This window comes from Effusibacillus pohliae DSM 22757 (genome assembly GCF_000376225.1).
Taxonomy (GTDB): domain Bacteria; phylum Bacillota; class Bacilli; order Tumebacillales; family Effusibacillaceae; genus Effusibacillus; species Effusibacillus pohliae.
Window position 1 is genome coordinate 1 of the sequence record NZ_AQXL01000080.1, and the last position, 12,262, is coordinate 12,262.

General features: G+C 52.1%; 11 protein-coding genes and 1 tRNA gene. 9 read left to right on the forward strand and 3 right to left on the reverse strand.

The annotated features are described in order from the left end of the window. Together C230_RS19140 and C230_RS0102205 are read left to right on the forward strand one after the other, a co-directional pair. Window positions 1–257: transposase (locus C230_RS19140; RefSeq protein ID WP_018130422.1), on the forward strand; the 257-nt coding region annotated here is incomplete at its 5' end. A 161-nt stretch (window positions 258–418) separates the two neighbouring features. Next, entirely contained in the window at window positions 419–1,759 is a 1,341-nt protein-coding gene (locus C230_RS0102205) for an MFS transporter (protein ID WP_018130423.1), read from the forward strand. A gap of 173 nt (window positions 1,760–1,932) precedes the next feature. Here C230_RS0102205 and C230_RS0102210 read toward each other — a convergent pair whose 3' ends face one another. Further along, window positions 1,933–2,157 (reverse strand): DUF3906 family protein, encoded by a 225-nt coding sequence (locus C230_RS0102210; protein ID WP_018130424.1) that lies wholly within the window; start codon window positions 2,155–2,157, stop codon window positions 1,933–1,935. A 188-nt stretch (window positions 2,158–2,345) separates the two neighbouring features. Here C230_RS0102210 and C230_RS0102215 point away from each other — a divergent pair, with 188 nt between their 5' ends. Both C230_RS0102215 and asnB read left to right on the forward strand, forming a co-directional pair. Then, window positions 2,346–4,142: a methyl-accepting chemotaxis protein gene (locus C230_RS0102215; protein ID WP_018130425.1), complete on the forward strand. Its 1,797-nt coding sequence runs from the start codon at window positions 2,346–2,348 to the stop codon at window positions 4,140–4,142. 118 nt (window positions 4,143–4,260) lie between these two features. Then, a complete protein-coding gene (gene asnB / locus C230_RS0102220; protein WP_018130426.1) occupies window positions 4,261–6,105 on the forward strand; it encodes an asparagine synthase (glutamine-hydrolyzing) in 1,845 nt (614 codons plus the stop codon). A 107-nt stretch (window positions 6,106–6,212) separates the two neighbouring features. Here the strand turns inward: asnB and C230_RS0102225 are convergent, their stop codons facing one another. Then, window positions 6,213–6,632 (reverse strand): DUF2203 domain-containing protein, encoded by a 420-nt coding sequence (locus C230_RS0102225; protein WP_018130427.1) that lies wholly within the window; start codon window positions 6,630–6,632, stop codon window positions 6,213–6,215. Window positions 6,633–6,893: 261 nt separating this feature from the next. Between C230_RS0102225 and C230_RS0102230 the strand changes: the two genes are divergently transcribed. The 5 genes from C230_RS0102230 to C230_RS0102245 all read left to right on the forward strand — a co-directional run bounded on the left by C230_RS0102230 (window position 6,894) and on the right by C230_RS0102245 (window position 10,996). Then, window positions 6,894–7,595, forward strand: a complete 702-nt coding sequence (locus C230_RS0102230; protein WP_018130428.1) for a TetR/AcrR family transcriptional regulator — start codon at window positions 6,894–6,896, stop codon at window positions 7,593–7,595. A 5-nt stretch (window positions 7,596–7,600) separates the two neighbouring features. Further along, window positions 7,601–8,329: an ABC transporter ATP-binding protein gene (locus C230_RS0102235; RefSeq protein WP_018130429.1), complete on the forward strand. Its 729-nt coding sequence runs from the start codon at window positions 7,601–7,603 to the stop codon at window positions 8,327–8,329. Beyond that, window positions 8,326–9,357, forward strand: coding sequence for an ABC transporter permease (locus C230_RS0102240; RefSeq protein ID WP_018130430.1), 1,032 nt, complete (start codon window positions 8,326–8,328; stop codon window positions 9,355–9,357). Before C230_RS0102235 ends, C230_RS0102240 begins: the two co-directional genes overlap by 4 nt. 290 nt (window positions 9,358–9,647) lie before the next feature. Next, window positions 9,648–9,744 (forward strand) — tRNA-Sec (locus C230_RS22270). Window positions 9,745–9,976: 232 nt separating this feature from the next. Then, window positions 9,977–10,996, forward strand: coding sequence for a tyrosine-type recombinase/integrase (locus C230_RS0102245; protein WP_026174085.1), 1,020 nt, complete (start codon window positions 9,977–9,979; stop codon window positions 10,994–10,996). Between the two features lie 43 nt (window positions 10,997–11,039). On the opposite strand, the gene C230_RS0102250 is transcribed toward C230_RS0102245, so the two are convergent. After that, a complete protein-coding gene (locus C230_RS0102250) occupies window positions 11,040–12,065 on the reverse strand; it encodes a tyrosine-type recombinase/integrase (protein ID WP_018130432.1) in 1,026 nt (341 codons plus the stop codon). Window positions 12,066–12,262: the final 197 nt, after the last annotated feature.

Below are 12,262 nucleotides of genomic sequence, written 5' to 3' on the forward strand. Positions count from 1 at the left end.
GTTACGATCACCAGCCGCTCGAGTTTAACGCCAAGGAAAACCCCGATCATCTGAAATGGCTGCACACGATGATTTCCAATGCCAAAGCGTTTATCGGCGGTACTTACCATGGCTTGGCTTCCAAGCACCTGCAATCGTATTTGGATGAATTTTGCTTCCGCACCAACCGCAGACGGTTTGAAGGCCAGTTGTTCAATCGACTGCTGACAGCCTGTGTTTCAACCGACACCATCACCTACCAGAAGCTCACATCATGACCTTAGCGGAGCTAACTTGATATTCAAATTTTATTATTTTCGAAATTTTGATGCAAAATTGCATCACTCTCGCGTTTTTCCGTACAAATCGGCACTAAAACGATTGGCATGCTCTTTGCTTTAATTTTTCGACGATTCTGGAACGAACAGGAGGGGATTGCATGAAAGAAATTGCAAAGAAAGCATGGGGATACCGGCACATCGTCCTGCTGATTGTCTGGCTGCTTTACATCATCAACTATTTCGACCGACTGTCGGTACTTACGTTTCTGCCTTATATCCAGAAAGATCTGAACCTGACGCCAGTCGAAGTGGGGCAACTCGCTTCCGTGTTTTTCTTCGCGTATGCCCTGGCGCAGGTAACGGCCGGTTTTCTGGCAGACAAGTTCGGTTCCAAGCGCGTCATGAACTGCGCGATCCTCGTGTTTACCGCCATCACCGCACTGACCGGCGCCGTCAAGAGTTTCGGGCAATTTATCGCGCTTCGCATCGGGTTGGGGCTCGGCGAAGGGCATCATTTCGCACCCGCGGTACGAACGATCAACAACTGGTTCCCGGTTACGGAACGGGGCCGCGCCACCTCGTTCTTTGCCACATCTTGGGCGGTTGCGCCGGCGATCGTTCCCGTTCTGGTCACCAGTCTCGCCGCTTATTTCTTTGCAGGCCAGTGGCGTCCGGTGTTCTATTTCCTCGCACTGCCCGGTCTGATTGGAATGTGGGCACTCTGGTATTTTGTGTCGGATTCGCCGCAAGAGATGCTCGCCAAAGGCCGACTTCGGCAGGAGGAATATGACCACATCTTGGTGACCGGTACAGCCGCCGCCGGAGACGATTCCGGCAAGGACAGCAGGAATAAAAATTACGCCGTCTTCCTGAAGGACGGTCATTTCTACGTGTATTGCGTCGCGCTGTTCTGTCAATTGGCTGTATATTGGGGGAGCACCACCTGGTTGACGTCATTTTTGGTGCAGCAGCATGGCATGGACATCAAAAAAATGGGATTTTTCGCGTCAGCACCCTATATTGTGGCGTTCTTCGCGATGATGCTAGGCGGATGGCTGATGGACAAAGTGTTCCACCGGATGAAGCCGGTCGCTCTGATCGCGTATCTCGGTTGCATTCCGGTGCTTTGGATTCTGGGTACGGTGGGAAAGGAACAAACCGGCCTGCTGCTCACCATGCTGCTGCTGTCCGGATTTTTCATTAACCTAAATTTTGGCTCGATCTACGCCTATATCCAGAAACGGTATCCAAAAGAGGTCGTTGGTGGCGCGACCGGATTGGCCAACGGCATCGGCCAAATGGGGTCGTTCGTGTCGCCACTGGTTGCCGGTTATCTGGTGAAAGTGGGCCCCAACGGGACGCAGGACTTCCGCATGGTATTCGTGTTTTTCGCGCTCGCGTCCGCCGTCGCCGCCCTTTCTTCACTCATTCTAAAAGAACAGCGGATTGAGGCGGGAACCAGCCTGTCCCCAACGGAAAACCGCACAACAAGTGTGTAACCGCCTTCGTACCCTTGGACATTATTGACAGACAGTTGATTCTTGTGCAAAAAGTACTTTGTAAAAAGGCTTGGCAGACAAATCACTGCTCAGCCTTTTTGCATTTTTCGGCAGCGGCAGCCGGCCCCTCTTTCGTATATTGAAAACTCTATGAAGTACCTGTACTTGTCCTTTTACCCCTCCTCCTGATCCAATCTTTTCTCCACCGTATACGCCTGCCCCGCAACCACCGGTTTTTTCTGGACCAATACAAACTCCTGGATCGCAATCGATCCGAGAAAATCCCGTTCAATCTGAGCCTGCGCATGCAAAAACGCCTGCTCATCCGATTCCGCCAGTACGATCACCGACAGGGGCGGAAACCCTTGTCCGCTTGCTTCAAGCCTGTACAAAAACATACCGCTTCCCTCCTCCATCCCAACATATCGCACGAAACTCGAATGAGCAAGCTCTCATGTCACTTCAACCAAACAGCAAAATGGGTGGCCCGTTCGCAAACCAGGTAGATGTGCAGACAGGAATCTCCCGCCAACCCGTCGAATTTTCTGGGGAGACATGCGATTTTGACTATGGTGGGGGAATATGGATGAAGATTTCATTTTTTTATGATTATGCTAAACAGATAAAAAATACATTTGCCGCCCGCAGCAGCAAACCACCAAACAGCAGGCGGACATTTTCATGGAAAGCGCTTGAACAACTGTCCCTCTCGAAAAAACTGACCGGCGGCTTCTTGGTCGTTGCCGTTTTGCTGGCCATCACCAGCGCGCTTTCGTTCTACAATCTGAAAAAAATCCAGAACGGCTACAGTGATTTACTCGACCGGCGGGCGGTGATCCTCGTCAACTCGAAAGACATTCAGATCAACGCCGCCTCGCAAAGCAGCGACCTGCTGACCTACGTGCTGACGCGCGATTACACCGCGATGAAAAATATACAAAAAGAAAACGAAAAGCTCGACCAACTGATCAAGCAAACCTCTGAACTGACACAGTTGGAGGAACACAAAAGGTCGCTGCAAATCATGGCCGATCTGAACAAACGGTTCAAGCAAATGTCCGACCAGATCATTCAACTGATGGACACCGGAGAGCGGGAGAAAGCGATGGACCTCGCCCGGGAAGTGGTTCCGTTGGTGACTTACATGTCGACCAAAGCGGACCAGGTGGCCAGCAGCCAGCAAACGTTGATGAACGAAGGGAACACCGCCAACCAAAAAATGGTCAACGCCACGATTGCGACCGGACTGGTTCTCAGCGTTTTGGCGTTTGCTTTGTCGATCGTGATCGGACTCGTCATGTCGCGGATGATCCTCAAACCGATGACCGTCATCTCCCGGGCGGCCGAACAAATCGCCGCCGGCAACCTCGCAGCCGAGGACGTCATGGTCGGCAGCCAGGACGAAATCGGAACGCTCGCCTCGACGTTCAACCAGATGAAACGCAATCTTGCCGACCTGATCCGGCAGGTCAAATCGAGTTCCGAGCAAGTGGCGGAAGCGGCGGAACGGTTGACGGAAGGCGCGACACACATCAATCAGGCGAGCGAGCAGATCGCCCACGCCATCCAGCAAGTGGCAGCCGGCACCGATAAACAAGTCCGCACCGTCAGCGAAACGGCCCAGACATTTGCTGGCATGTCGGCAGGCGTCGGGAAAATTTCGGAAACGGCCCGGCACGTCGCGACCGCCGCCATGAAAACGTCGGAAAAAGCGCACGAAGGCAACCTCGCCATCAACAAAGCGGTGCAGCAAATGAACTCGATCAACGAAAAAGTGACCGGATTGGCCGATGCGGTTAAAAATTTGGGCAAACGGTCGGAACAAATCGGCCAAATCGTCGAAACAATCACCGGCATCGCCTCGCAAACCAATCTGCTGGCGTTGAACGCAGCGATCGAAGCGGCGAGGGCTGGGGAGCACGGGCGCGGATTTTCGGTCGTCGCCGCCGAAGTTCGCAAGCTGGCCGAACAATCCTCCCAGTCGGCGAAACAAATCGCCCAATTGATTGCCGATATTCAGGCGGACACCCGGGCGGCGGTCGAGTCGATGGAAACAGGCACGCGGGAAGTGGCAATCGGGATTCAGGTGGTACATCACGCGGGTGTATCGTTTGAACAAATCGAGCATTCGATCCGGGAAGTGGCGGACGAAATGAAACATGTATTGGACGCCGTGCAACAAATGACAGCTCTTACGGCACAAGCGTCCGAAGCCGTCCATTCGATCGCGGCAGTGGCAGAAGCGGCCGCCAGCGAAACGCAAAACGTTTCGGCCGCCACCGAAGAACAGTTGGCCTCGATCGAAGAGATGGCCGCGTCCGCGTCCGCCCTGTCGGACATGGCGGATGAACTGTCCAATCTGGTGAAAAAGTTTCAAATTTGAGCAAATCGTCACGAATCCGTGACGTCTGCCCAGGCAGCCGCATAGTATGCTCCATGACATGACGAAACCGTCATGCGCATGGGGCATTTTTGATTCGTACTGTGAGGTGATGGTTGCGATGTGCGGAATCACTGGATGGATAGATTGGCGGCAGGATTTGCGCGGACAGAAGCCGATCCTCGAATCGATGACGGAAACGCTTCGCTTTCGCGGACCGGACGCGTGCGGGTACTGGCTCTCACCGCGGGCCGCGTTGGGGCATCGCCGCTTGACGGTTGTCGATCCGGAGGGAGGAGCCCAGCCGATGACCCGGCATTTGGGTGATTTTTCCTATACGATCGTCTACAACGGAGAGTTGTACAATACGGAAGACTTGCGGCAGGAACTGCTGGCGCGGGGCCACTCGTTCCGCTCCTACTCCGACACGGAGGTTCTGCTGACCTCCTACATCGAATGGGGACCCGGCTGTGTCGAGAAACTGAACGGCATCTTTGCGTTCGCCATTTGGAGCGAGCCTGACCAGCGCCTGTTCCTGGCGCGCGACCGTTTTGGCGTGAAACCTCTTTTTTACATGGAACAAGGCGGCTCTTTCCTGTTCGGTTCCGAACTGAAAGCGCTGCTCGCGCACCCCGCGGTAGAACCGGTCATCGATGCGGAGGGATTGGGAGAAATTTTCGCGCTGGGGCCTTCCCGCACGCCCGGGCACGGGGTGTTTCGAGGGATTCGGGAAGTACGGCCGGGGCACTGCCTGCTGCTCGACCGGAACGGTCTCCGCAGCTGGCACTACTGGAAACTGCAATGCCATTCGCATGAAGACGATTTTGACACGACTGTGGCCAAGGTGCGCGAATTGCTGATCGACTCGATCGAACGGCAGCTCGTATCCGATGTGCCGCTCGGCACCCTGCTGTCAGGCGGACTCGATTCGAGCGTGATTACGGCGGTGGCCGCTCTCGCCTACCGCCGTCAAGGACGCGGCCCGATCGACACCTACAGCATCGACTATGTGGACAACGACCTGTATTTTAAGGCGCATGAGTTTCAACCGAACTCCGATACACCCTGGATCAAGCGTGTTACCGAGCAGTTCGGCACCAACCATCACTCGGTGCTGGTGGATACGCCCGAGCTTGTAGAAGCGTTACAAACAGCTGTGTATGCGCGGGATCTGCCGGGGCAGGTAGACATCGACTCTTCCCTCTACCTGTTCGCCCGCGAGATCAAGAAGCGAACGACCGTTGTCTTGTCAGGCGAATGCGCCGATGAACTGTTCGGCGGCTATCCCTGGTTTCACAAGCCGGAAGCGATGAACGCCGACACCTTCCCTTGGCTGCGCAAAACCCACGAACGGGCGCAACTACTGAAACGGGAACTGGTGGACTATTTTCGGCCGGAGGAATATGTCGCCCGCCGGTATGAAGAAACACTGGCCGAGGTACCGCGCCTGCCAGGGGAAGATCCGTTGGAAGCGCGCCGGCGTGAAATGTTTTACCTGAATTTTAACTGGTTCATGGCACAACTGCTCGACCGTAAGGACCGGATGACAATGGCTGCCAGCCTGGAAGGCCGCGTGCCGTTCTGCGACCATCGGCTGGTCGAGTATGTGTGGAATATTCCTTGGGAAATGAAAAGCTGTGACGGCCGGGAAAAAGGGATCCTCCGCCGTGCGATGCAGGGCATTCTGCCGGAAGATGTGCTCTACCGGAAAAAAAGCCCGTACCCGAAAACCCACAACCCCGCTTATACAAAAGCGGTCAGGGATTGGCTGACCGGCATCCTGGATGATCCGGCTTCCCCGTTGCTGCAGATCGTCGACATTGAGGAAGTTCGCTCCCTGTTGCGGGCAGACGCCGACACCACTCACCTGCCATGGTACGGCCAGTTGATGAGCGTACCGCAAATGTATGCCTACCTGGCGCAGGTTGACGTCTGGCTTCGCAAATATAACGTGCGGATCGTGTAATCAAAAAAACGGGCACACAGGCGGATGGCGCAAGGCAGAACCGATTTCCGCTTGCTGTGCCCCATTTTTGTTGCGGGGGGTGTTCCATTCACCGCCTGATCACAGCATCATTCCGGGTCTTCCGCGTTTTTCAGCAGGGAGATCGGTTTGCGACCGACAAATCCTTCGTACAGCCCGTGCCAGAACCGGATCGAATGCGGCTCCCCCAGCTTCCAGCATAGATACGCTTCTTTACCATCGACAAGCGTGTAAAAATCGATCAGCCCCAAATCGACGCTCTTGATTTCAGCCCCGTGCTCGTGCACTTTAGCAATCAGGCTGTTGGCCTGCATCATCAAAAACTCGGTCTCCGCCTCTTCGGCAAAAAACGCATCCTCCGCCGCCGCGCTTCCAAGCGCCGCTTTGGCAGCTTGCAGGTCCCGATTTTTTGCGGAAATTTCCCGTTTCAGCTGTTGCAGCGAGATCAGCAACGGTTCGATCAACGGTAACTGGCGGTTCGCTTCCTCCACGGTGAAATAGCGTTTCATCAGCCACTCCCCCTTTTTCCTCATCATACCATTCCATCACTCATTTGCGAACCTGAGCCCCGTATGCTGACGGAAAAAGACCGGGGGACACAGTCCTGACCGTCCAAATCTGACGGCTGCTGACCGGTGTCTCGGTGCCGGCAGGGAATTCACGCGTCAAGTGGCACCGGATTTTTCTGTTGCACAATGGTAAAAAGAGGAGTATATTATGAGTAAGCACTCAATCATTGAGTAAGCACTCAATTCAAAGGAGGCCGCGAAGTGAGCGATCATCAAAAGGAGCCAGATTCACCTCAAGAACAGGACTTGGATTCGTTTTCTTTCGAATCGGAGGAACTGACAGAAAAACATTGGCAGATTTTGGAGGCTGCGATCCGTGTCTTTTCAGAAAAAGGCTTCAGCGCCAGCCGCACGAGTGAGGTGGCGAGAGAAGCCGGCGTTTCGGAGGGAACCATTTTCAATTATTTCAAAACGAAAAAAGATCTGTTGATCGGACTGTTTCCTTTGTTCGTAAAGTTTTTTCGCCCGTTTGTGCTGAACGAGGTCGAGAAAAACATAAAATCCCGAAATGGCAGGAATGTGGAGGATGTCCTGGCAGATCTTTTGCGAGACCGCATCCGCCTGGCGCAAGACAACCTGCCGCTGCTGAAAACCATTGCGTTGGAAGCGGCTTTTCATCCGGAACTGCTGCAGCCGATTCGGGAAAAACTGATGCCAAAATTTGTCGAGATCGGTACCCGGATGATTCGTGAAGAAGTGGAAAGAGGTACGTTTCGGGAAGTGGATCCCGTATCCACCTTGCGTATTTTTATGAGTATGATGGCCGGTTATGTGGTCCTTCGAAATGTGTATCCGGATGTATTCTGGCGTGAAGACGAAGAAACGGAAATCCGGCGCATGGTCGATCTGTTTCTGTACGGTGTCAAGGCAAAAAGTGAATCGATTCCAACAGGGAGAGAGTGATTCACATGACTGATGAAGCGGTTGTCCGGGTGAATCGGCTTGAACAGCAATTTGGCAAACGGAAAGTGTTGCACGGTGTAACGTTCGACTTAAAAAAAGGCGAAATCGTGGGGCTTTTGGGACCTTCCGGATCGGGCAAAACGACACTGGTTCGAAGTATTGCCGGCATTGGGGAATATTCCGACGGGGAAGTGACCGTTTTGGGAAGCAAAATGCCCTCCTTGTCGGTGATCTCAAAGATTGGCTACATGGCACAGGCAGACGCATTGTATCAGGATCTGACGGGGATCGACAATCTGCTTTTTTTCGCCAAATTGTTCGGCATGCCGAGGAAAAAAAGAAAACAGCGGCTGGAGTACGTATTGAATCTGGTGCAGTTGACCGAACATGCGAAGCGTGCCGTCCACACGTACTCGGGAGGCATGAAGCGAAGATTGTCGCTGGCAATCGCACTGCTGCACGAGCCGGAAATCCTGATCCTTGATGAACCGACCGTCGGTGTAGATCCGGTCCTGCGCAAAGATTTCTGGCAAGAATTTTTGCGGCTGAAGCAAAAAGGAGTAGCGATTCTGATCACGACACATGTTATGGACGAAGTGGAACATTGTGACCGGCTGGGACTGGTGCGGGAAGGCCGTTTAATCGCGATGGGAACTCCTGGTGAATTGAAAAAGCAAGCGGGAGCCAGCACGATTGAAGAAGCGTTTCTCCATTTTGGAGGTGCAACGGCATGAGAATTTGGGCATTGGCGAAACGAATCGTCAAGCAGGTGATCCGCGACAAGAGAACGGTTGCTCTGCTGTTTGTCGCCCCACTTTTGGTTTTGTGGCTCTTAAGTCTCGTTTTCACCACCAGTGATACCAAATCGACGATCGATCTGGTGGAAGCCCCTCCGGTTATTGTGGACAAATTCAAAGAAATCGACGCTGTCGTGCAGCAAACGTCGCTTCCGGAGGCGGAACAACGGCTTCAGGACGGCAAGACAGACGGATATATCGAATTTGCCCTGCCGAAACTCAAAGTGGTGTTGGAGGGATCCGACCCGATCGCCAACAAAGCGGTCATGCAAACCGTCCAACAGGTCGCTCAAAATCTCGCCCCGGCGAATGGCGTGCTCAAGAATTTAGTCGAAGTCTCCTACCTGCATGGCGGTAGTTCGCTGACGATGCTGGATTATTTCGCTCCGGTTCTGATCGGGTTCTTTATCTTCTTCTTCGTGTTTCTGATTTCGGGGGTTTCGTTTCTGAGAGAGCGCACAGGCGGCACTCTGGAAAGAATTCTCGCTACACCGATCAAACGATATGAGATTGTATTGGGGTATTTTTTCGGATTCGGATTGTTTGCCGTCCTGCAAACCGCAATCGTGCAATGGTTCGCATTAAAAGTGCTCGGTGTGCAATCGGTTGGGAGTTTTGGATCGGTTTTGGTCATCAATATCCTCCTGGCAACCGTTGCGTTATCACTGGGAAGCCTGCTGTCCACTTTCGCTCGAAACGAGTTTCAAATGGTTCAATTTATCCCGCTGGTGGTGATCCCCCAGGTCTTTCTCAGCGGACTGTTCGATTTGCGGGGGATGCCGGAATGGGTTATCGGGTTGTCAAAACTCATGCCCCTTACACACGCTTCGGAAGCACTTCGCGGAGCAATAATTCGAGGGCAATCGTTGCTGTCGCTTCATACGTCATTATGGATTTTGCTCGGGTATTGTGCAATTTTTTTGCTGCTGAATGTCTTGACGCTAAAACGGTACCGGAAAGTGTGAATCGCACGAATTTCGCTTGCAAGTGTCAAGCAAGCAACAGGGGGCGCCTGCGCGTCCCTTATTGTTGAAAGCTACAGCTTACGCATCTGCTTCGCGACAAAACCGGCTTCCGTTATCTTCCCCGACGCAAGGAATGAGTCTCACGTCCCTATCAGTGAAGACAGATTAGGAAAAGATATTCGAATCTCTACGCTTTAAGAACAGTTCCAAGAACTGGTCCTGTCCAAGAACTGGTCTTGAGTTTGGATGCCCAATTTGGTATAGTGAAATGTGCGTTCACGACTTCACTCGGAGGCGGATGGGGTACTGGTGTCCCCCCCGGTCTTCAAAACCGAGTGTGCGGCACGGGGTGTCGCAGGTGGGTTCGATTCCCACACGCTTCCGCCAACAAACGCTTATAAAACAAGGGTTTTCGCCCATTTGGGCGGAGACCCTTTTTCCATTTATGGAATTTTTAGGAGGTGATTTTTCGATGAAATTGGTTTCGTGACCGAGTGAATCGTCGGAACGAGACCGTGGGGATTCCCACAAAAAGACCGTGTGAACCCAATTTCTCTCAATAGAATTTTTATTCGTATCAATCGCATAAACTTACACTCTCAGCGAGCGGGGTGAAACAATGGCTCGTCCAAAAGTACGACGGGGTCATACCCATTCACGGACAGAAATTGAGGCTCGTTGGCGAATCGAGGAGGCGTTCGAACAGTTCCTGCGAGCCAAACGACTGGAGCAACTGAAACCACGAACATTGGAAGATCATCGGTTGCATCACCAATATTTCATGAGATGGCTAAAAGCTGCCTATCCAAACATTAGGTTTGCCGATGAGATTGATACAGAAGTCATCCGGGCATACATCGATTTCATGTTGACACCTTGTGACAAAGACATCGAATCGGAATCGAAACAGGTGGGTTCTTCTCTGTCACCGGTGACAGTAAATGTACGATTGCGCACACTCAAGACTTTTTTTCGCTGGTTGCAGTCCGAAGGGTTCATTTGTGAAAACCCGACTACGAATATCAAGCTGCTTAGAACCGAACTAGACACAATCCAGGGGTTCACCGCCGAGCAGATCGCATTGCTGCTTGCACAACCGGATGTCAACACCTACGTGGGATTTCGGGACTATTGTCTGATGCTCTTCCTCCTGGACACAGGAGCCAGAATCCAGGAAACGCTGGCCACAACGAGAACGAATGTAGATCTCGTGGAGCATCATGTCATGTTCGGCGCAAGAACGACCAAAACACGAAAATCCCGTATTGTGCCAATCTCACAAAAAACAGCGAATGCGCTGAAAGAATTGATCGAGGAAAACCGGGAGCATTTTGGCGAGAAAGTGGAGCATATCTTTGTATCCGTTCAAGGGGTTCCGCTGGACGCCAGTACGATTCGGGCACGTTTGAGAGAGTATGGGAAAATGGCCGGGATTGACAAGCAATGTCGTGTCAGTCCCCATACTTTCCGCCATACATTCGCACGGCTATACATCCGAAATGGGGGTGATGTGTTTACGTTACAGCGGATCCTCGGCCACTCCAGCATGGAGATGGTACGGAAATACGTCCAGATGGAACAGAGCGATTTGCAAGAGGCTCATTGGAAGTTTTCACCACTTAATAGCATCAAGATATAAGCGACCTGTGTATGTATTGGCGGGAAACACCCGCCCAACAAAATTATCTGAAAATCCGTCTCACTGGTGAAAACTTTTTGTGATTACGGGCAATGTCGTTGGAAAAATACCGAACGTACTTCCGGCTCATCTCAAGTGTTGTATGGCCCAAGACCTCCTGAAGGTCGAAAACATTAGCCCCTTGCAACACATACGAGCGAGCAAAGGTATGACGGAGCATATGAGGACTGCACTGCCCGTCTATTCCCGCCTTTTTTCCGTAATCACGAAGAAAATGGCGAACACTTGAAGTATCCATGGGATTGCCACGGTCGGAGACAAAGACGTGCTCCACACCCGGAAAATACTGCTGACATACCTTTTTCAATTGTTTCAGAAACCCTACAGTTTCCGGACTCATTGGAACCTTGCGAAACTTGCGAGTCTTTGTCTTGTGTCCAGTCAAGCGAATTTCGCTGTTCTGAAAGTCCACGTCGTCCCAATGGATCAAAACAAGTTCTTTCACTCGCATGCCGGTGTCCAGCATCACAAGCATCATGCAGTAGTTGCGCAGTCCGATAAATGTTTGTATGTTTGGAACCATCAGGAGCGAGCGAACCTGCTCATCCGTGAAAAACCGAATTTGGTCATAGTCCACTTTCACCTTATCGAGTTTGGAGTGAAGTCCAATGGGAAGGTACCCCCTCTCATACGCCCACCCCAAAAACGCCTTAAGAGTGGACAAACGGATGTTGACGGTGTGTTGGGCATATTGTTCGATCAGGAAGAAACGGTATTCATGAATAAGCTCCTCGGTCAGATCGCCAATGACCCGGATCACATACCCTTCTTCAGTTGCCCACTTTTTCAAATAACGAAGGTGATTCAGATAGTCCTTGATCGTCCGTTCTCTAAACTTGTCGTGGTAGGAATAATCGTTCAGGTACTGTTCCAGCAGATCTTCCAGCAGAATATCTGGCTCGAATGTTGCCCGGTTTTGCGATTTTCCTCCCTCCTTCTGAGACCGGATCACTTTAAGACGATGAACCGGAAGAAATTTTTCGGTTGTTTGTACATTTGGCAATGCCATGCACACCACTCCCTCAAAGAATTAATGTTTTCTTCGTTTTTCTCGCCATTACGCATGTTTTCATCTTTCACGAACGAAGCGCTTGAGGATAATATTTGACGAAAAGTGAATATTTGGGATCGACCCGTTGGCGGGAACAGAGATGTTGGTCACCTCGTTTTTAAAAGCCATATGGTCGCATATGGATCTCCACATGT